We start from the raw sequence: 18,437 nt of genomic DNA on the forward strand, positions 1-18,437 counted from the left end.
CTGCCTAAGTCAGTTCTTCAGAATGCTATTTCGAAAATACCCCGTTTGGCGGTCTGGTAACGATCGATGAGGTCATATTAATAGCCTGCACCTATGTATTGTGAGGATTATGAAATAAAAAAACGATCAAACTCATAAAGTTAGCGAAATCGTTACCGATAACAGCGATCGTCTGAGAAATAATCACATCGATGGAGAAAATATGTTCTTTCATGACGTAAAGATCGGCACGAAATTATTTCTGGCGTTTGGGTTCTTTATTGTCCTGATGGCGATCAGCGCAAGTGTGTCTTTGCTGAGCCTGAACCGGGCAAATAATGGGATGCAGTCCATTGTTACCCATGACTATCCGACCACGGTAAAAGCGAACCAGTTAATTGATAACTTCCAGGAATTTATTAGCACTCAACAGCTGATGCTGCTGGACGAGCAGGGTACCTACACGGGGCAATCTCAGCAGCGCCTGAAAGAGATCAGCGAGCATATCACGGTGATCCTGGGCGAGCTGAACAACGCCTTGCAGGATCAACAGTCTCAGCAGGTGCTGGCGGATATCCGCAGCGTGCGCCAGCAGTACCTGGATTCACGCTACCGCATTCTGCAGGCGGTGCAGAACAACAACCGTGCGGGCGCCATACAGGAAATGATGACCACCACCCTCGCCGTGCAGCAGGCTTATAAAGCGAAGGTGAAGGAGCTGATCGCCATTCAGAACAGCGAGATGCAGCGTGCGGGCACGCAGGTGGAAGGAGATTTCAGGTCTAACCGTCTGCTGCTGATCCTGCTCACGCTCTTTAGCGTTGGGGCAGGCAGCCTGATTGGCTGGTTTATCGTGCGCGCTATCACCCGCCCGCTCGGTGAGGCGGTGAATTTCGCAAAAGCGATTTCAGAGGGCGATCTGACGGGCAGCATCACGCCGCACGGCAAAGACGAAACGGGCTTGTTGCTGCATGCGCTGATGGAGATGAAGACGCGTCTGCTGGACATTGTGCAGCAGGTGCAAACCGGCTCGGAGAATATCTCCAGCGCTGCCGCGCAGATTGTCGCCGGGAACCAGGATCTGGCCGCACGCACGGAAGAGCAGGCCAGCTCCGTTGAACAGACTGCCGCCTCGATGGAGCAGATCACCGCCACGGTGAAAAATACCGCCTCGCATACCGGTGAAGCGACCAACCTTTCTGCCGATGCCGCCACGGTGGTCAAAAACAACGGTGAGATGATGAAGCAGGTGACCAGCAAAATGCGCCTGATTAACGAGACCTCCAACCGGATGTCCGACATTATCGACCTGATCGACGCTATTGCGTTCCAGACCAACATTCTGGCGCTGAACGCGGCGGTGGAAGCGGCGCGCGCCGGTGAGCACGGCCGCGGCTTTGCGGTGGTGGCAGGAGAGGTGCGCCAGCTTGCCCAGAAGAGCGCGTCGTCTGCCAGCGAAATTCGCGAGCTGATTGAGAGCTCCACCAGCCAGACCCAGGACGGGATGAACCTGGTCGAAAAAGCGAGTGGGCTGATTAACGGCATGGTTGGCAACGTGGAGGAGATGGATGCGATCCTGCGCGAGATCCGTCAGGCCAGCCATGAGCAGACGGAGGGGATCTCGCAGATCAACAGCGCGATTGGCCTGATTGATGCCACTACCCAGCAAAACTCCGCGCTGGTGGAGGAATCCGTCGCGGCGGCGGCATCGCTTAACGAACAGGCGATGCACCTGAAAGAGCTGGTACGCGTCTTCCGCGTGAGCGAGCACGCACCGGCTTAATCCAGCTGGGAGATCTCCAGCGCTGCGCGGTCAATCACGCCGATAATCTGCTTAAGCTGCGCGTCGCTGAGCTCTCCCTGATTCACCTTCAGGTCTAATACCGCCTTGAAGTTATCCAGCGCCCGCTTCATCTGCGGGTTTTTGCGCAGCTGAAAGCCGACGCTGCGCGCTTTGATACGCACCTGGATCTGTTCCAGCTGTTCCCGGTTTTCGTCCAGCCAGTGTTGTCCTTCAGCGGTAATCGCAATGCGCTTACGCCCGTTCTCTTCTTCTGTAATGGTGATAAACGCCTGATCCTGCAAATAATCCAGGGTTGGATAGATGACGCCCGGGCTCGGGGTGTAGTTCCCCTGGGTCAGGTTCTCGATCTCTTTAATCAGCTCATAGCCGTGGCTCGCGTTGCGGGTCAGGATATCCAGAATCACCAGCCGCAAATCGCCGTGGCCGAAAAAGCGCGGCCGACGTCCGCCGCCCTCGTGTTCGTGTCGCATAGTATTCCCTTTGTTTTGATATATCTAAACTATATCTAAGATATATTCAGATGCAATCTAAAAGATCTTGCATTTTTCCTTATTAGTAATCATTATCATTTGAAAATTGATTTAGATATATCGTATTCACCAGAAAAGGGTCTAAAAATGGCATCTACTCGTTATCCACAGCGTGTTCGTAATGACCTGCGTTTTCGCGAGCTGACGGTGCTCCGCGTTGAGCGCGTCAGCGCGGGTTTTCAGCGCATTGTGCTAGGCGGCGAGGCGCTGGAGGGCTTTAGCTCCCGCGGTTTCGACGACCATACCAAAGTTTTTTTCCCGGCACCCGGGACAACGTTTACGCCGCCGGTGGTCACCGATGAAGGCATCGACTGGGGTGACGGCGTGCGTCCGCAGGCGCGCGACTATACGCCGCTCTATGATGAGGTCCGTCATGAGCTGATGCTCGATTTCTTCATTCATGACGGCGGCATTGCCAGCAGCTGGGCGGTTGAGGCGAAAGCGGGAGACAAGCTGACCATTGGCGGCCCGCGCGGTTCGCTGGTGGTGCCGGAGGATTACGCCTGGCAGCTTTACGTGTGCGATGAATCCGGCATGCCCGCGCTGCGCCGACGCTTAGAGAGCATTGCTCAACTGCCGGTTCGCCCGGACATACACGCGGTCGTGACGGTTGGGGATGAATCGTACCAGGACTATCTGGCGGACCTGAGCGCGTTCAATATCAAGTGGGTGGTGGGCCACAGCGAGCAGGCAGTCGCTGACCATCTGGCGGCGCTGACCGTTCCGGAGGACGATTACTTTATCTGGCTGACCGGGGAAGGGAAGGTGGTGAAACGCCTGAGCCGTCAGTTTGAAACCGACGCGATTGACCCACAGCTGGTGCGTGCCAGCGCATACTGGCACGCCAAATAATCAGGCGGCGGAATCCAGCTGCGCTTCGTTCACCTGATGTTCGAGCGAGGCGCGGACCTCGTGCAGCGCTTTCTCCTGCTGAGCAAAGTACGCTTCCATATTGCTCAGCGAGGAGACCAGCAGCCAGGACTCCTCTTTCTCCAGCTCCGCCAGCTCGTTCACTAAAATGTCGATTTGCTCGCGAACCTGCGCCATTTTTTTGCGGATACGTTCCAGATCGTTCAGCCTGTCGCTTGCCATCAATGGCTCGAAGCCCTGCTGCAGGCGGGCCACTAGCGAACGAATGGCTTTCACATCGCCGCGCTGCTTCGCCTGGTTAAGCTGTACCATCATGCTGTTGGCTTCTTCTTTCAAATCGTCCGCCACCAGATCCGGGTGGCAGAGCTTGCTCGCCTGCCGCCAGAGACGCTTGAGCTCGTTCTGGTCCTCTTGTGAAAGATGCTTACCTTTGCGCAGCCGCACTTCGGCATCGTGATGCTGTTCGCGATACTTCTCGTACTCTTCGTTCGCCTCGTCGCGCGCCTGACGCGCAGGCTCCTCTTCGCGCGTTAAGCCGCTCTCCAGCTCCAGCGCTTCGGCCAGCAGGTTGGCAATCAGATTGCTTTGCTGCTCCAGATGCTTACGCGCCTCGGCGGCCTGCACGGAGTCCGCCGGGAGATCGCGCCAGCGCTGGGTCAGCGTCGCCAGCACCTCTACCGCCTGCGCCATATAGTGCTGGCAGCGACGGTAATCCTCCTCGCGACGACGCGCTTCCGCCTGCTGACGACGCAGGTTCAGCTCCGCCAGCGTTTTACGCAGGGCGAGGATCTGCTGCATCAGCGGCCCCAGGCGGGAGAAATAGAGATCGTTGAACTCATCAAGCTGCTGCACCCGCGCGTTGCGGCGGTCAATCAGATCGCGCAGACGCTCTTCCAGCGCCTTCAGCTCCAGCTTGCTGGCCGCCACCTGCGGATCGCGCCACGGCGTCACGGCGCGCTGGCCCTGCAGCCAGGCGGTAATGGCCGCCATGGCCGCGGTGTAGTTCTTCTCCTCAAGCGCCACGACGATTGCCTGTAGCTCATCGTCAAACGCTTCATTTTTCAGGCGTGTCAGCTGGCTCCGGATGATGTCGTCATCTTCCAGTTCAATGGCATTTTTAATGATTTCTAGCCGTTTGATCGGTGTGCTCATGATGCCTTTCGCTTTGGCGCTTAAGTATTTGAGTTAAGGTTAGTTGTTGTAAAAGCTACAGGAAATAATACACACGGATGATGATCGGCGCGATGGGGGATTTCTTTAACGGGTTGATGGATGTTGCTCTCACTATGGGTAAACCCAATAGAGCGTCATACCACACGTTCACCAGCCCTGTTAATGTGCGTCGATTCTCTTTTTCCCCTGCCACGGGTTTTACCGTGTCCTACCCGAAAGCAAGTGCCCCATCTTTAGTGGCCAATGCAACCGGCCAGGCCTCAGCTAACCTCGCTGTAAATCCCCACCACGCGACCCACCGTCTTTATTTCGTCGATACCGCATTCAAACGGAACCTTGCCGCCTGCCACGTGAAGTTTTTTTCCTGGCAGCAGCGTTAAGTCGCGGATGCTGGCGGTGCCTTCAATCTCAACCAGCCACAGGCCGTCGGTTAACGACACCTCTTTTTCGATAAAGTGCAGTTTCCCCTCCGCCCGTACGGCAATGCCGCGCGCTAGCGGTTTGCTAAAGAGAGTAGAGTCGATACTCAAAATAGTATTTTCTTCCAGCCTTCCATCACTTAGGGTGAATGTGGAAACCGAAACGGGATCGCCCGGCGCGGGGTTACCTTCAAACTGTGCACCTTGCCCGGTCATCAGCCAGCGGAGGCTGGCCCCAGTGTCCAGCGCGCACTGAACCGCAAAGTCGTAAGAGATGGTACCGCGCGCGTAGCGGTTCTGAAGCGAGCTGGCGGCGATATTAAAGTGCCGGGCCAGCTGGATTTTCTGCGTGAAACCATATACCTGACAGATTCTATCGAGCAACTCTTCATTATTCACTTGAGAATCTAGTATCAAAATATATTCCTTTGGGTGTTTACTAATACTCGATTGAGTATTACCATCATTGTAAATTCGGGCAATCAGCAGCAGATGTTGGCAAACTGAGGCTAATGATTGCAGGCATTATCAAAATGGGAATCATGCAGTATGGCTTCCGAAATCGCAATCCTCAAACGGCGGAAAAAGCCGTGCTCTGCCCGTTTTGAACGCATTAGCGTGCATACATTTACGCGAGGGGAGATATGGCGATAGAAGCTGCCCGTGCAAGGGTTCCACTTAGCGTGGGAGCGCGTCTTAACGGGCTTAACCACGTCGCTGAACTGCGCGCCCGATACGGGAGCGATAGCGGAAAAGAGCTGGCGCGGTTTATGGCCGAGCTGCGCGATAAGCGCGATCCCTGTTTTGAGGAGAACTGCAGGGCGCTGGCCGCCCTCTTTTTCCTGGCGAGATTACCCGTCGCTCGTCATGAGTGCGATATCAGCGAGCTGACGACCGAAGAGAAACGGGCGCTGATTAACGCCATGAACCATTTTCGTGCTGTTGTGAGTTTATTTCCTGAACGGCTGACCATGCCGGTATAACCCAACCCAAAAACTAATGGCGTAAACCCGCCGGGCATCCTTTTGCCTGAATTTAAGGAGAACGCGTGATGCGAAACAGTGAAAACCGCCCTTATCCGATCGGAAGTGAAGAACTGAAACGCCTGCTGGCAGAGGCAAAAACGGAGGAACGATGTGCGCGAGCCCTCGCAGTCTCCCTGCACCTGGAGGCACTGGCGAGCCATATCTACAAAACCGGTATGAGCGGAGAGGACGTTGCCGAACTACTGTGCCACGAGGCGGCCCGCTACGAGCGTGAATCACAGGAGCTGCACTGATGGCCGATTTTATCGATCTTGCCCAGGCGCGCGAGCAGGAAGACAGAGAGCGGTACATTAATCGTGCCCGCAGACGACCCGCATCGCCTTCGCGTTTCCTCTGCGAGGACTGCGAGGCGCCGATACCGGAGGCGCGCCGAATAGCGGTGCCTGGCGTAGCCCTGTGCGTCACCTGTCAGGAGATCGCAGAGATGAAAAATAAACACGTCCGGGGAGGATGAGTTGGCGACGTCATTTGCTTATCCGTGGAATGCCCCACGGTCGGCCATTGCCAGCCCTTATCTCACCCATGCCCAACAGCAGCGCCGCGATCGCCTTTTCGCGGCGCTGAAGCAGGCACGAATGGCCCTCTCACAGCAGCCTGACTGCGTGCGTTTTGAGGTCTGGCGCGCGGTTGACGCCCTCGAACAGCACCGGGGCAGCCCGCAGGCTAACGCCTTTTTGATCCGCTTCTGCAAAAGGATGTTACCTCGCCTGCAGCGGGTCTCTGAACGCTATGCCTGCGCAGGTTTGCATGACGCAGTCTCCCGAGCCGTGTTTGACGGCCATTTCGATACTCAGCTTCTGCAGTACCTTGCCTCGCGAATGGTCGAACTGGTTGCCCGCTATAACCGTCTGCCGGATATGTCCCGCGCTGACATCGACCTGCTGGCCGCCGATATCGCCAGCTTTATTCGCGGCGAGCTGGCGAATATTAACGATGCTGAGATGGATGAATACCAGACGCTGTACGTCTGGTATCAGCGCGCCGGACTGATCGCCCGGCAGTTCAACGTGTCGCCTCCGCACTGGGAACGGGTGTCAAAGACGTTTTTCGACAAAGATGATGTTGCCGCGGCGGTAATCCGCATGTTTTCCGAGGCGTGGTGGCGCGGGCGTCTGCGTCGGGTCGCGGCTGCCTGGCGCGAGCATTTGCAGATTGCCCTCGGCAGCGTCAGCAAACGGAGAACGGCGTATGCGAGCAAACGCTGCGTGACCGAGTGGCGCGAGCAGAAGCGCCGCACCCGCGAATTTCTCAAGGGCATAGAGCTGGAGGATGAAGAGGGCAACCGCATCAGCCTGATTGAAAAATTCGATAGCTCGGTGGCCAACCCGGCGATACGCCGCTGTGAACTGATGACCCGCATCCGCGGATTTGAAAATATCTGCGAGGCGCTGGGCTATGTGGGCGAGTTCTATACCTTAACCGCGCCCGCGCAGTATCACGCGACGCTGAAATCAGGTTACCCCAACGCGAAGTGGAACGGGGCCAGTCCGGCGGAGACGCAAGGCTACCTCACCCGGCTGTGGGCGCGCATCCGCGCAAAGCTCCACCGTGATGGGATCCGTATTTTCGGTATCCGCGTTGCGGAACCCCATCATGACGGTACGCCCCACTGGCACATGCTGATGTTTATGCTGCCGGGAGATGTCGAATGCGTTCGCCGGATTATCGGGGACTACGCGCGGCAGGAGGATGCCGTTGAGCTGCAGAGCGAAAGCGCCAGACAGGCGCGCTTTCACGCGGACGCGATCGATCCGCAGAAAGGCAGTGCTACCGGCTATATCGCCAAATACATCTCAAAGAATATCGACGGCTATGCGCTCGATGACGAGGCCGATAACGAAAGCGGCGGGCTGCTGAAGGAGACGGCGTCCGCCGTGTCGGCCTGGGCAGGGCGCTGGCACATTCGCCAGTTTCAGTTTATCGGCGGCGCGCCGGTAACGGTCTACCGCGAGCTGCGACGTATGGCGGATCCCGAGGCCGCGAGCGGTCTGAGCGTTGAGTTTGCTGCCGTCCATGAGGCTGCCGACGCCGGTGACTGGGCGGGATATGTTACTGCACAGGGCGGCCCGTTTGTGCGTCGCGATGATTTACAGGTGCGCACGCTGTATGAGCCGCGCGCCGGATTTAACCAGTACGGCGAGGAAACGGTCCGCATCCGCGGTGTATACGATTCTGCCGTTGGCGCGGGCAGCCCAATTATAACCCGACTCACGCAGTGGAAAATTGTGCCGAAGCGGGCCGCGGATCTTAAGGACACGCCTGTATCCTCTCGGAGTTCTGTCAATAACTGTACGCAGACCGATCTTTCTCAACCCCTCAGCAGGCGTGCGAGGCGGGCGTTGACCGAACGCATCAAATTCATCCGCCCTGGCGCGTCGTCGCCCATCGTCTTCGCGAGCGACCCGCAGAACGGGGTTCCGGAGAAGGTGATCGATGAGATACGGCTCGCCACCGGAATCGCCATCAGCCGCGGAGAGGCCCTGCACCTTATGGCTGGCGGCGTTAGCCGCTTTAACAACAAATGGTGCAGAGGCGCAGCTGACGGATCGCTCTTTCCGGCAGCGGGTTCTTATCAGCACAAGGCGCGGAAAATCCTTGAACGTATTGGGTATTTAACGGATCTCTTCGCTCAGAGAGCCCGCTAATCTCCATCCATATCATGTACATACCGTGAAGGATTCTGATTTTTCGCTTCACTCTTTTTATGAATACGTGATACTGTATGTTTATACAGTATCTCGTGGTGGAGGTTGTGTGGACAGAGAGTTGAACGAGCAGGTCATGATTGAACGTGTCGAGATGATTGCGCGACTGACGACAGAAGGAACATGTCAGGAAAGAGATCGTGAGATTGCCCTGAATTTGATTGCTGAGATTGCGCGGGGAAATTTAATCAAGAACAACGCATTTACCGTTGTTTTCTCAGCATCGCCTGTTCCGGAACGAATCAAAAAAGAGGGCAACGTTCGTGTGAACATTACGCTCGATAAAGATCAGCAGATTGGCCATGCCGTCGTTGAAGCCTTTCAGTGCGAACTGACCCGCAGAATACGATCCCTGTTTCCGTCATCGCGGGTGAGCGTGAAAATAGGATCGGTGACGGGGGTCGAGCTCCAGGGGCTTGAAGGAGAGGCCGATCGCGAAATGCTGGATAATATTCTCCGGGAAGTCTGGGAAGACGAGAGCTGGCGCTAGCCCAGCGTCATAACCCGAACGTACACCCTCATTCAGATTTTGCGCTTTCGTCGACCCACGCTTCGCTGCTTATGGACGGTCTGTTGTGTCCGCGATTGTCCATCCGTCAGCGATAGCGAAAAGGCCGCCGGCCCGGGAAACTCTACAGTACCTGGAAACCGGATGTTGGGAGCGTCTGATGAAGATCTATGCAATGCAGGGGGACACGCTTGATGCCGTTTGCGCCCGCTATTACGGGCGCACGGCTGGCGTCGTAGAAGCCGTTCTGAAGGCCAATCCTGGCCTCGCGGAGTCAGGCGTTATTTTGCCTCACGGCACGCCAGTAGAGATGCCGGAGGTGAATAGCGCCCCCACCAAAGAATCCGTAAACCTATGGGATTGAGCCTGGAGAAAATCACCACGGTTATCGCCTACTGGCTGGCCGTGGCGCTGGCCTGGTTCGGGGCGATGTCTCCTGAAAAGGTTGCGCTGTACGTGGGGAGCCTTTGCGCCATTTTTACCGCGCTGACGAATTACTGGTTTAAGCGCAAAACCTGGCGCTACCTCCAGTCTCTGGGCCTCGATAAGAAGAGCATTCGTGAACTCAATCATTAAGCGTTGCAGCGTCGCCGGCGTGCTGGCCCTGGCGGTGCTGATGCCTGACTTTCGATTACTGAAAACCTCCCCGGAGGGGCTGGCGCTGATTGCCGATCTCGAAGGATGTCGCCTCTCGCCCTACCGGTGCAGCGCTGGCGTATGGACGTCAGGCATTGGCCACACGGCAAACGTCGTGCCGACGCGGGACATTACCGAGCGTGAGGCCGCGGTAAATCTGGTCGCTGATGTGCTCAACGTTGAGCGTCGTCTGGCGGCGTGCGCGCCGGTGGAGGTGCCGCCGCAGGTCTACGACGCGCTGGTGAGTTTTTCCTTTAACGTCGGCACAGGCGCCGCCTGCCGTTCGACTCTGGTCTCCTTTATCAAACGTAAACAGTGGTCACAGGCGTGCGGGCAGCTTACCCGCTGGATATACGTCAACGGCGTCAAAAATACCGGGCTGGAAAATCGTCGTGTCCGCGAGAAGGCCTGGTGCATGAAGGGGCTGCCATGAGAGTCCTCATGCTGATGCTGGCCGGACTGCTGGCCATCACGCTGTGGCTTCGTCATGACAACCAGACCCTGTCCCGTTCTCTAGCCACGGCCAACCGGGTCGCCAGCGAGCAAAAAACGGCCCTCGCCACGCTTAACCAGCAGCTGTCCCTGTCGCAACGGATGGCCAGAGCAAATGAAAACGCCCAGGTCAGGCTCCGTGAGGGGCTTGTTACTGCGGGCGAGGAGAGGGCAAGACGGGAAGCGACTATCGGGAGATTACTCAATGAAAATGAAGCGTTACGCCGCTGGTATACCGCTCAGCTGCCTGATGCTGTCCGCAGGTTGCACACCCGTACCGCCTGCGCCTCCGCAGCCCATTGTTTACAACGCCTGCCCGAAGGTGAGCCGCTGCCCGATGCCGGGAAGCGAACCCGCCACTAACGGCGATCTCAGCGCCGATATTCGCAGGCTTGAGTACGCCCTTATCGCCTGCGCGCTGCAGGTTGAAACCATAAAAGACTGTCAGGATAAACTCGATGCACAAACTCAAGAGCCTGCGTCAGGCATTAATTGACGCGATCCCCCAGCTGAATGCCAACCCTGAACGCCTGCAGATGTCGGTCGGCAGCGGCAATATAGACGCCCGCCTTGCCTCCTCGCTCTCCTTTGAAAAACGGTATGTGCTGAACGGGAAGGTTAGCGGTTTCACGGGCGACAGCGAGGGATTTTTTGTTCCGGTACTGGCCTGGCTGCGGGAAAACCAGCCGGACATTTTTACCCTCGATGAGGGACGCAAAAATGGATATACCTTCGCGATCGTCTTAAACGATGACGCTACGATGGATATCAGCATCAGCATGCAATTAACCGAGCGCATTCTTGTTTCCGAGGAACAGGGCGTTCTGCACACGACCTATTCCCCGGAGCCGCCGCTGCCGGAGCCCGTCACGCGTCCGAAGGCGTTGTACATCAACGGTGAGCTGGTCAGCCAGTGGGAGGACTAAGCTCCCCACGCTGAAGGCCGCCAGCCGCCAGCTGTCTGGACCGCTTGTTGTATCATCCCGCAGAAAACCCCGTCTCGTTGCTGCCGTTCCTCCTGAACGGCATTCTCTTCTCATGAATACATTAACTTCCATGCACGGTATCGCTCGCGCGATCCGCAATCTGATTCGTATCGGTGTTGTGACCGACGTTGACCTCAACAGAGGGCTTTGTCGTGTCCAGACCGGCGGGATGAAAACCACCTGGCTGAACTGGCTAACCTGCCGTGCGGGACGTTCGCGCGTGTGGTGGGCCCCTTCCGAGGGAGAGCAGGTGCTGCTGCTGGCCATCGGCGGTGAGCTGGATACCGCCTTTGTGCTGCCCGGCATTTTCTCTGACGACCATCCGGCGCCGTCCGGTTCGCCTGACGCGTTCCACGTCGCGTTCCCTGACGGCGCGGTGATCGAGTATGAACCCGGACGCGGGGCGCTGACGGTTTCAGGCATTAAAACGGCCGACATTTCCGCTTCTGAATCGCTGACCGCCACCGTGCCGGAGGTGCGGGTGATCTCAACGTCCCGCATCACGCTGGATACGCCTGAAGTGGTGTGTACCAACAAGTTAATTACCGCCTCGCTGGAAGTGCAGAAGGGCGGGGTGATGACCGGAAATATTGAGCACTCTGGCGGTAAATTGACCTCCAACGGGGTGCAGGTGGACAACCACGCGCACGGCAGTGTGCAAAGCGGCGGAAGCTGGACTAAGGGGACACAATGACGGTGCGTTACAGGGGAATGAACAGGCAGACCGGGCTAAGCCTTTCAGAGGCTGACCACATCCGGCAGAGCGTGCGCGACATTCTGGTTACGCCGATTGGCTCGCGGGTCATGCGCCGGGATTACGGCTCGCTGCTGGCGGCGATGATAGACAGGCCGCAGAGCCCGGCGCTGCGCCTGCAGATCATGGCCGCCTGTTATTCCGCCATCCAGAAATGGGAGCCGCGGATAAGCCTGACGGCCATCACTTTCGAACGTTCGGAGAACGACGGGGCGTTGTATGTCGATATCACCGGCACGCGTCCGACCTCCGGACAATCCTTTTCTATCACCATTTCACTGAGTTAAACGCTATGGCTATTGTTGATCTGAGCCAGCTCGCCGCGCCTGATGTCGTGGAGGAGGTGGATTATGAAACGCTGTTGGCAGAACGAAAGGCCACCTTTGTCTCCCTCTATCCGGAAGAGGAGCGAGAGGCGATTGCACGGACGCTGACGCTGGAATCCGAGCCGATTGTGAAGCTGCTGCAGGAGAACGCCTACCGGGAAGTTATCTGGCGCCAGCGCGTAAACGAGGCTGCACGGGCGGTCATGTTGGCCTATGCGGCAGGCCACGACCTGGACCAGATCGGGGCAAACGCGAACCTTGCGCGTCTTACGATTACCCCTGCCGACGACACCACGTTACCGCCCACTCCGGCTGTGATGGAGTCCGATACCGACTTTCGTCTGCGCATCCAGCAAGCGCCGGAAGGGCTGAGCGTGGCCGGTTCGACGGGCGCGTATCAGTTCCATGGCCGCAGTGCAGATGGTCGGGTGGCTGACATTTCCGTCATTAGCCCACAGCCCGCAAACGTCACGGTTTCCGTGCTCTCCCGGGAGAATAACGGCGTAGCGTCTGAGGAACTGCTCGCCGTTGTTCGCAATGCGCTGAACGATGAGGACGTCAGGCCCGTCGCCGACCGCGTGACCGTCCAGTCGGCCAACATTGTCGACTACAGCATTGAAGCATCGCTTTTCCTTTTTCCCGGCCCCGAAAGTGAACCGGTACTCAATGCGGCAAGAGCCCGATTACAGACCTACATCACGGCTCAGCATCGGCTGGGACGCGATATCCGCAAGTCAGCCATTTACGCTGCCCTTCACGTGGAAGGGGTGCAGCGGGTGGAACTGACCGCACCCGCGGCTGACATCGTGCTTGATGAAACTCAGGCCTCCTGGTGCAGCCACTACAGCGTAACCGTGGGGGGAAACGATGAGTAATGCCCGCCTTTTACCGGTCGGCTCATCGGCGCTTGAGGTCGCCGCGGCGCGCGCCTGTGCGGACATCGAAAATACGCCGGTTCCGCTGCGCCATCTCTGGAATGCGGACACCTGTCCGGCGAATTTGCTGCCCTGGCTGGCGTGGGCGTTTTCGGTTGACCGCTGGGATGAGAACTGGCCGGAGGCCACCAAACGGGAGGTGATCCGCGCCGCGTGGTTTATTCATGCCCACAAGGGAACGATAGGCGCCGTGCGTCGCGTGGTGGAGCCGCTTGGCTATCTGATTAACGTTACCGAGTGGTGGCAAACCAACGATCCGCCCGGCACCTTCCGCCTTGATATCGGCGTATTGGACACGGGCATCACCGAGGAAATGTATTACGAAATGGAGAGGCTTATTGCTGATGCAAAGCCTGCCAGCCGCCACCTTATTGGCCTGAATATCATCCAGGACATTCCGGGTTATCTCTATACCGGTGCCCTGAGCTATGACGGCGACATCATCACGGTTTATCCCGGATAAGTGAGAGCACAATGACAGTGAAATATAAAACGGTTATCACCAAAGCCGGTGCCGAAAAACTGGCTGCCGCGACCGTCCCGAACGGCAAGAAAGTCAATTTTACGGCGATGGCCGTGGGTGACGGTGGCGGCACATTGCCGGTTCCTGATGCCGGGCAGACGAAGCTGGTTAATGAAGTCTGGCGCCATGGGCTGAATAAAATTAGCCAGGACAATAAAAAGCTTAACTATGTAATCGCGGAGCTTCTCATTCCTCCCGAAGCGGGTGGTTTCTGGATGCGTGAGATGGGGCTTTACGATGACACCGGTACGCTGATTGCCGTCGGCAACATGGCGGAAAGTTACAAACCATTGCTGGAGGAGGGATCGGGCCGTGCACAGACCGTGAGAATGGTGATCATGGTCAGTGATATCGCCTCGGTCGAGCTCTCGATAGATACGTCTACGGTAATGGCGACCCAGGAGTATGTTGATGAGAAGCTTGAGGAGCATGAGCAGTCTCGCCGCCATCCCGATGCCACGCTAACGGCTAAAGGATTTACGCAGCTCAGTAGTGCGACTGATAGTGTGTCTGAAGCGCTGGCCGCAACGCCGAAAGCGGTTAAGGCTGCCTACGACCTTGCCCGTGGTAAGTATACGGCTCAGGATGCGACTACCGGACAAAAGGGGATTGTTCAGCTTAGCAGTGCGACCGATAGTGCTTCAGAGACGCTTGCGGCCACACCAAAGTCTGTGAAGACTGTCAGTGATGATCTCATAAAACTGAAAAACAGTCTGGGTACTGCTGCTGGTAAAAATGCCCAGGAAAGTCGTGACGACATCACGCCCGGGCGCGTGGTTGTTAACGGTGGTGCGCTTGCTATACGGTCTGTTGCTGCTGAAGCGAGCAGAGAGATTAAAGACGCAAGCGGTCTTCCTGCTAATTCCGTAAGTTTCTGTTATGCCAGTGCTGCCTATTCACCTGGCTATGAGGCGACAATTCTTGATGTGGGAGGACTGGGTGGTAACTATCGGGTGCAATATGCTGCGTCTTATAGTGATGGTGGTAAACAACTAAAATTCCGTACCTTAAATGGAGATAACGGATACTGGGGGAGCTGGACGAAAGTTCTCACAAACTACGGGGGAAGCGTTGATTATCTCGATGGTGCAAAGTATTACGCCACTAAGCCGGAATACTGGCAGGGAGGTGGGGCATTTGCACATCAATATACGAATGGCTCAGCACCGTTTTTTGTTGGTGGATACACTACCGCTAAAGATAATTCGGTATACCTTCCGATCGTGAAAGGAACGTCTGTAACGAGTGGTCATGGATATGGCGCTTCTGTTAGTTTTGGCATATTACGATCGGGTAAAAATGATTTTGGTTCCGCAGTCGTTCATATCATTGGGGATTCTGGCAGTGGTGCCCTGTATTCTTTTGATGCAAACGGAACATTCAATGCACCCCAACGGCTTTATAGCGGTGACTCAATTTTTGCTGCTGGGCAAATTAACAGCGGAGGCAATATCGTTGCGGGTCAAGGGGTGTTTGAATCCGGCGGGCAGGTAAGGGTTTATTCTTCGAACAACCCACCACCGAACCAGTCAGGGTCGACCACCACCGGAAACAGCTCCGCCTATTACCGTCACGGCAACGGTCAGGTGTTCATGCAGTGTATTGGCGGGGTTGCTTCCAACTCCAATTCCAACCCGGATGTCACTGTTTATCTTCCGGCTGCTTTTCCTAACGGAATCCTCGCAATAGGTGGCTCTTTCAGCGGAACAGGGGGAAATGACAAAGATTCATACTGGACAGCTAACCCTTTAAGTGCAAGTGCTTTCTCTCTTCACTCGCGAAATATGAGCGGCTATTTCTCTTTTGTGGTAACAGGATATTAGTTATGCATAGTCAGTTATTCAGCAATAAAACGCGCGGCTTTTATCCGATTAAAAGTTTGCGCTATTACAAGTCTGTTAACGCTCTGCCGGATGACCTTGTCCGGGTCAGTGATTCAGAGCATGAAAAATTTGTCGGCGCCGCTCCCGTTAACTGCGCCCCCAGTTACAACGTCGAGAGCAAACAGATGGAGTGGGTCACTGTAGCCGCACCGGTCAGGACACCAGAAGAAATCCTCGCAGCTAATCGCAGAGAGCTATTGAGCAGGCAACGCGAGGCGGCGGTAAGCGCTTTTCCGCTGCAGTCTGCAGTTGATTTGGGGATGGCTACCGAGGAAGAAAAAACACAACTGGAAGAACTGAAAAAATACGTTGTTGAACTGACGGGGGTTGACCTCAGTGTACCAGACTGGCCTAAAACTCCTGAGTGGATATCTGTTTAAACTGTCTTATTATAAAGAAAAGGCCCGCATCACGCGGGCTATTTCTTATTTATAGGGGCATTACTCATATTTTTCTGTTTTATTACCGATAAAAAATTTTAGCCAGTAATAACCAAAAATTCATCATGCAGTCAGACCGCCAGCTAACCAGAGTAAAATCGTTATTACCTCGTTAATGGCGCAACGATATCGATAATATTCACTCATTAATAATGGTAATCGACGATCAATTACTTATGATTGATCGCTCAAAACGCTCAGTCACCTTTCCCGCGCGGGTCAACCACTCACTCTATGTTGTGCTGCCCTACCTCCAACGGCATTACGTTTCATACCTCCTTCGCCCAAGAGAAAATAGCCTCACCACTAAACGAAGGAGTTAACCGGATGGGCGACTATCACCACGGCGTGGAAGTTATCGAAATCAACGATGGCACCCGCACCATTTCCACCGTCTCGACGGCAATCATCGGTATGGTCTGTACGGCCAGCGATGCTGACGACAAGACATTTCCTTTAAACGAGCCCGTGCTCATTACCAACGTGCAAACTGCGATTGCGAAAGCCGGCAAGGCGGGGACGCTGTCCGCTTCTCTGCAGGCGATTGCTGACCAGTGTAAACCGGTTGTCGTTGTTGTTCGCGTGGCTGAAGGCGCCGCTGAAACCCCGGAAGAGGCGCGCAAACAGACCGTTTCCAACATCATCGGTACCACCGATGAAAACGGTAAATATACCGGCCTGAAGGCGCTTCTCACGGCGAAAACGGTAACCGGCGTTAAGCCACGTATTCTCGGCGTGCCGGGGCTGGATTCTCAGGAGGTGGCAACCGCGCTGGCCGCGATGTGCCAGAGCCTGCGCGCGTTCGGCTATGTCAGCGCATGGGGATGTAAAACCATTTCTGAGGCGATCGACTACCGCAAAAACTTCAGCCAGCGCGAGCTGATGGTTATCCACCCTGATTTTCTGGCATGGGATACCACCACGAACGCAACGACGACGGCCTGGGCAACCGCTCGCGCGCTTGGCCTGCGCGCCAAAATCGACCAGACCATCGGCTGGCATAAAACCCTGTCAAACGTTGGCGTCAACGGCGTCACGGGCGTAAGCGCTTCTGTCTCCTGGGATCTGCAGGAACAGGCTACCGATGCGAACCTGCTTAACCAGGCGGGCGTCACCACGCTGATTCGCAACGACGGCTTCAAATTCTGGGGTAACCGTACCTGCTCAGACGACCCGTTATTCGTCTTTGAAAACTACACCCGTACCGCGCAGGTGCTGGCCGATACCATGGCGGAAGCGCACGCGTGGGCGATGGATAAACCCATCACCCCAACGCTTATCCGCGACATCGTTTCCGGTATTAATGCCAAGTTCCGCGAGCTGAAAACCAACGGCTATATCGTCGACGGCTCCTGCTGGTATGACCCTGAGTCGAACGACGCAACCACCCTGAAAGCGGGGAAACTGTATATCGATTACGACTACACCCCTGTCCCGCCGCTGGAAAATCTGACCCTGCGCCAGCGCATCACCGATACCTATCTGGCAGACCTGTCAGATTCGGTTAATAGCTAAGGAGCTGAAGCATGGCGTTACCACGCAAACTTAAATACCTGAATATGTTCAACGATGGCCTGAGCTATATGGGCGTTGTTGAGTCTGTGACCCTACCGAAGCTTACCCGCAAGCTGGAGAAGTATCGTGGCGGCGGTATGCCGGGCTCGGTCTCTGTCGATCTCGGTCTGGACGATGATGCCCTGGCGCTGGAGTGGACCGTTGGCGGTCTGCCGGACGCCGCGCTGTGGGCGCAGTACGCCTCTCCGGGCGCGGACAGCGTGCCGCTGCGCTTTACCGGCTCTTTCCAGCGTGATGATACCGGCGAAATCTCCGCCGTCGAAATCGTCATGCGCGGCCGTCATAAAGAGTTTGATGGCGGTGAGAACAAGCAGGGCGAAAGCGGCACCACCAAGATGTCCACCGAGTGCGCCTACTACCAGCTGACCATTGATGGCAAAGAGATCATCGAGATCGACATCATCAACATGGTGCTGAAAGTCGACGGTGTCGATCGTCTGGCTGAACACCGTAAGGCCATCGGCCTGTAACCCTTTAACCGGCCGGGATAGCCGGCCGGTAAGCTAACTTTCAGAAGAGTAATGAAATGGAAAATAGCAACGAGAACGCCATGAACAACAGCTCATACATCGTCACGCTTGATAGCCCCGTTCAGCGCGGCGAGCAAAAAATTGAACAGGTGACGGTCTCCAAACCGAATGCCGGGGCTCTGCGTGGGATCTCGCTGGCCTCGCTGGCGCAATCCGACGTTGATGCGCTGATCAAGGTGCTGCCGCGAATGACCTCGCCGGCTCTGACCGAGCATGAAGTTGCGCGTCTGGATGCCTGCGATCTGCTCTCTTTTGCCGGTAAGGTGATCGGTTTTTTGTCACCGGCTTCGGCTCGCTGAGATTTCCCGAAAACCTGTCGGTCG

At 56.2% G+C, this 18,437-nt stretch carries 25 protein-coding genes; 22 read left to right on the forward strand and 3 right to left on the reverse strand.

Features of this window, described 5'->3' with window-relative positions; all coding sequences use genetic code 11:
* Positions 1–202 precede the first annotated feature (202 nt).
* A complete protein-coding gene (locus LLF79_RS12090; protein WP_023326131.1) occupies positions 203–1,762 on the forward strand; it encodes a methyl-accepting chemotaxis protein in 1,560 nt (519 codons plus the stop codon).
* On the opposite strand, the gene LLF79_RS12095 is transcribed toward LLF79_RS12090, so the two are convergent.
* On the reverse strand, positions 1,759–2,253 hold the full coding sequence (locus LLF79_RS12095) for a PadR family transcriptional regulator (protein WP_021242349.1): 495 nt from the start codon (positions 2,251–2,253) through the stop codon (positions 1,759–1,761). The two genes, LLF79_RS12090 and LLF79_RS12095, sit on opposite strands and share 4 nt — an antisense overlap.
* A 147-nt stretch (positions 2,254–2,400) precedes the next feature.
* Here LLF79_RS12095 and LLF79_RS12100 point away from each other — a divergent pair, with 147 nt between their 5' ends.
* On the forward strand, positions 2,401–3,165 hold the full coding sequence (locus LLF79_RS12100; RefSeq protein WP_049121086.1) for a siderophore-interacting protein: 765 nt from the start codon (positions 2,401–2,403) through the stop codon (positions 3,163–3,165).
* On the opposite strand, the gene LLF79_RS12105 is transcribed toward LLF79_RS12100, so the two are convergent.
* The gene (locus LLF79_RS12105; RefSeq protein ID WP_206805658.1) at positions 3,166–4,335 is read right to left on the reverse strand and encodes a DNA repair protein; all 1,170 of its coding nucleotides are present in this window, start codon (positions 4,333–4,335) and stop codon (positions 3,166–3,168) included.
* A 281-nt stretch (positions 4,336–4,616) separates the two neighbouring features.
* Positions 4,617–5,192, reverse strand: coding sequence for a phage repressor protein CI (locus tag LLF79_RS12110; protein ID WP_206805659.1), 576 nt, complete (start codon positions 5,190–5,192; stop codon positions 4,617–4,619).
* A gap of 227 nt (positions 5,193–5,419) precedes the next feature.
* Here LLF79_RS12110 and LLF79_RS12115 point away from each other — a divergent pair, with 227 nt between their 5' ends.
* The 20 genes from LLF79_RS12115 to LLF79_RS12210 all read left to right on the forward strand — a co-directional run bounded on the left by LLF79_RS12115 (position 5,420) and on the right by LLF79_RS12210 (position 18,413).
* The gene (locus LLF79_RS12115; RefSeq protein ID WP_222665192.1) at positions 5,420–5,758 is read left to right on the forward strand and encodes a DUF5347 domain-containing protein; all 339 of its coding nucleotides are present in this window, start codon (positions 5,420–5,422) and stop codon (positions 5,756–5,758) included.
* A gap of 68 nt (positions 5,759–5,826) precedes the next feature.
* The gene (locus tag LLF79_RS12120; RefSeq protein ID WP_222665193.1) at positions 5,827–6,054 is read left to right on the forward strand and encodes a DUF2732 family protein; all 228 of its coding nucleotides are present in this window, start codon (positions 5,827–5,829) and stop codon (positions 6,052–6,054) included.
* Positions 6,054–6,275, forward strand: a complete 222-nt coding sequence (locus LLF79_RS12125; protein ID WP_045404086.1) for a TraR/DksA family transcriptional regulator — start codon at positions 6,054–6,056, stop codon at positions 6,273–6,275. The genes LLF79_RS12120 and LLF79_RS12125 overlap by 1 nt, the downstream gene beginning before the upstream one ends.
* Position 6,276: 1 nt before the next feature.
* Positions 6,277–8,466, forward strand: coding sequence for a replication endonuclease (locus tag LLF79_RS12130; protein WP_222665194.1), 2,190 nt, complete (start codon positions 6,277–6,279; stop codon positions 8,464–8,466).
* Between the two features lie 109 nt (positions 8,467–8,575).
* A complete protein-coding gene (locus LLF79_RS12135; protein WP_024906437.1) occupies positions 8,576–9,016 on the forward strand; it encodes a DinI-like family protein in 441 nt (146 codons plus the stop codon).
* A 178-nt stretch (positions 9,017–9,194) separates the two neighbouring features.
* Positions 9,195–9,398 carry a tail protein X gene (locus tag LLF79_RS12140; RefSeq protein WP_024906438.1) on the forward strand — a complete coding sequence of 68 codons (204 nt, stop codon included), beginning with the start codon at positions 9,195–9,197 and terminating at the stop codon, positions 9,396–9,398.
* The gene (locus tag LLF79_RS12145; protein WP_023309247.1) at positions 9,389–9,610 is read left to right on the forward strand and encodes an HP1 family phage holin; all 222 of its coding nucleotides are present in this window, start codon (positions 9,389–9,391) and stop codon (positions 9,608–9,610) included. Before LLF79_RS12140 ends, LLF79_RS12145 begins: the two co-directional genes overlap by 10 nt.
* Positions 9,594–10,103 (forward strand): lysozyme, encoded by a 510-nt coding sequence (locus LLF79_RS12150; RefSeq protein WP_222665195.1) that lies wholly within the window; start codon positions 9,594–9,596, stop codon positions 10,101–10,103. Before LLF79_RS12145 ends, LLF79_RS12150 begins: the two co-directional genes overlap by 17 nt.
* On the forward strand, positions 10,100–10,525 hold the full coding sequence (lysB, locus tag LLF79_RS12155; protein ID WP_227879568.1) for an Rz-like lysis system protein LysB: 426 nt from the start codon (positions 10,100–10,102) through the stop codon (positions 10,523–10,525). Before LLF79_RS12150 ends, lysB begins: the two co-directional genes overlap by 4 nt.
* Complete coding sequence (gene lysC, locus LLF79_RS12160) at positions 10,413–10,658, forward strand: Rz1-like lysis system protein LysC (RefSeq protein WP_255642687.1); 246 nt, start codon at positions 10,413–10,415, stop codon at positions 10,656–10,658. Before lysB ends, lysC begins: the two co-directional genes overlap by 113 nt.
* Complete coding sequence (locus LLF79_RS12165) at positions 10,621–11,088, forward strand: phage tail protein (protein ID WP_222665196.1); 468 nt, start codon at positions 10,621–10,623, stop codon at positions 11,086–11,088. Before lysC ends, LLF79_RS12165 begins: the two co-directional genes overlap by 38 nt.
* A 112-nt stretch (positions 11,089–11,200) precedes the next feature.
* Entirely contained in the window at positions 11,201–11,842 is a 642-nt protein-coding gene (locus LLF79_RS12170; protein WP_045910032.1) for a phage baseplate assembly protein V, read from the forward strand.
* Positions 11,839–12,189 (forward strand): GPW/gp25 family protein, encoded by a 351-nt coding sequence (locus LLF79_RS12175; RefSeq protein ID WP_222665198.1) that lies wholly within the window; start codon positions 11,839–11,841, stop codon positions 12,187–12,189. Before LLF79_RS12170 ends, LLF79_RS12175 begins: the two co-directional genes overlap by 4 nt.
* Before the next feature lie 5 nt (positions 12,190–12,194).
* Entirely contained in the window at positions 12,195–13,103 is a 909-nt protein-coding gene (locus tag LLF79_RS12180; protein WP_048224966.1) for a baseplate assembly protein, read from the forward strand.
* Positions 13,096–13,626: a phage tail protein I gene (locus tag LLF79_RS12185; RefSeq protein ID WP_023616181.1), complete on the forward strand. Its 531-nt coding sequence runs from the start codon at positions 13,096–13,098 to the stop codon at positions 13,624–13,626. The genes LLF79_RS12180 and LLF79_RS12185 overlap by 8 nt, the downstream gene beginning before the upstream one ends.
* A gap of 11 nt (positions 13,627–13,637) precedes the next feature.
* Positions 13,638–15,509: a phage tail protein gene (locus tag LLF79_RS12190; RefSeq protein WP_069598794.1), complete on the forward strand. Its 1,872-nt coding sequence runs from the start codon at positions 13,638–13,640 to the stop codon at positions 15,507–15,509.
* A 2-nt stretch (positions 15,510–15,511) separates the two neighbouring features.
* Positions 15,512–15,949, forward strand: coding sequence for a tail fiber assembly protein (locus LLF79_RS12195; protein WP_023616180.1), 438 nt, complete (start codon positions 15,512–15,514; stop codon positions 15,947–15,949).
* Positions 15,950–16,336: 387 nt separating this feature from the next.
* Positions 16,337–17,524 carry a phage tail sheath protein gene (locus LLF79_RS12200; RefSeq protein ID WP_227879569.1) on the forward strand — a complete coding sequence of 396 codons (1,188 nt, stop codon included), beginning with the start codon at positions 16,337–16,339 and terminating at the stop codon, positions 17,522–17,524.
* An 11-nt stretch (positions 17,525–17,535) separates the two neighbouring features.
* Entirely contained in the window at positions 17,536–18,054 is a 519-nt protein-coding gene (locus tag LLF79_RS12205; protein WP_045910027.1) for a phage major tail tube protein, read from the forward strand.
* Positions 18,055–18,110: 56 nt separating this feature from the next.
* Positions 18,111–18,413, forward strand: coding sequence for a phage tail assembly protein (locus LLF79_RS12210; RefSeq protein ID WP_227879570.1), 303 nt, complete (start codon positions 18,111–18,113; stop codon positions 18,411–18,413).
* Positions 18,414–18,437 lie beyond the last annotated feature (24 nt).

This window comes from Enterobacter cloacae complex sp. 2021EL-01169 (genome assembly GCF_020733125.1).
Classification (GTDB): Bacteria; Pseudomonadota; Gammaproteobacteria; order Enterobacterales; family Enterobacteriaceae; genus Enterobacter; species Enterobacter roggenkampii.

Coding starts and splice junctions, on each gene's coding strand:
- LLF79_RS12090 (WP_023326131.1), top strand. CDS start 203: ATGTTCTTTCATGACGTAAAGATCGGCACGAAATTATTTCTGGCGTTT.
- LLF79_RS12095 (WP_021242349.1), bottom strand. CDS start 2,253: ATGCGACACGAACACGAGGGCGGCGGACGTCGGCCGCGCTTTTTCGGC.
- LLF79_RS12100 (WP_049121086.1), top strand. CDS start 2,401: ATGGCATCTACTCGTTATCCACAGCGTGTTCGTAATGACCTGCGTTTT.
- LLF79_RS12105 (WP_206805658.1), bottom strand. CDS start 4,335: ATGAGCACACCGATCAAACGGCTAGAAATCATTAAAAATGCCATTGAA.
- LLF79_RS12115 (WP_222665192.1), top strand. CDS start 5,420: ATGGCGATAGAAGCTGCCCGTGCAAGGGTTCCACTTAGCGTGGGAGCG.
- LLF79_RS12120 (WP_222665193.1), top strand. CDS start 5,827: ATGCGAAACAGTGAAAACCGCCCTTATCCGATCGGAAGTGAAGAACTG.
- LLF79_RS12125 (WP_045404086.1), top strand. CDS start 6,054: ATGGCCGATTTTATCGATCTTGCCCAGGCGCGCGAGCAGGAAGACAGA.
- LLF79_RS12140 (WP_024906438.1), top strand. CDS start 9,195: ATGAAGATCTATGCAATGCAGGGGGACACGCTTGATGCCGTTTGCGCC.
- LLF79_RS12145 (WP_023309247.1), top strand. CDS start 9,389: ATGGGATTGAGCCTGGAGAAAATCACCACGGTTATCGCCTACTGGCTG.
- lysB (WP_227879568.1), top strand. CDS start 10,100: ATGAGAGTCCTCATGCTGATGCTGGCCGGACTGCTGGCCATCACGCTG.
- lysC (WP_255642687.1), top strand. CDS start 10,413: ATGCTGTCCGCAGGTTGCACACCCGTACCGCCTGCGCCTCCGCAGCCC.
- LLF79_RS12165 (WP_222665196.1), top strand. CDS start 10,621: ATGCACAAACTCAAGAGCCTGCGTCAGGCATTAATTGACGCGATCCCC.
- LLF79_RS12170 (WP_045910032.1), top strand. CDS start 11,201: ATGAATACATTAACTTCCATGCACGGTATCGCTCGCGCGATCCGCAAT.
- LLF79_RS12175 (WP_222665198.1), top strand. CDS start 11,839: ATGACGGTGCGTTACAGGGGAATGAACAGGCAGACCGGGCTAAGCCTT.
- LLF79_RS12180 (WP_048224966.1), top strand. CDS start 12,195: ATGGCTATTGTTGATCTGAGCCAGCTCGCCGCGCCTGATGTCGTGGAG.
- LLF79_RS12185 (WP_023616181.1), top strand. CDS start 13,096: ATGAGTAATGCCCGCCTTTTACCGGTCGGCTCATCGGCGCTTGAGGTC.
- LLF79_RS12190 (WP_069598794.1), top strand. CDS start 13,638: ATGACAGTGAAATATAAAACGGTTATCACCAAAGCCGGTGCCGAAAAA.
- LLF79_RS12195 (WP_023616180.1), top strand. CDS start 15,512: ATGCATAGTCAGTTATTCAGCAATAAAACGCGCGGCTTTTATCCGATT.
- LLF79_RS12200 (WP_227879569.1), top strand. CDS start 16,337: ATGGGCGACTATCACCACGGCGTGGAAGTTATCGAAATCAACGATGGC.
- LLF79_RS12205 (WP_045910027.1), top strand. CDS start 17,536: ATGGCGTTACCACGCAAACTTAAATACCTGAATATGTTCAACGATGGC.
- LLF79_RS12210 (WP_227879570.1), top strand. CDS start 18,111: ATGGAAAATAGCAACGAGAACGCCATGAACAACAGCTCATACATCGTC.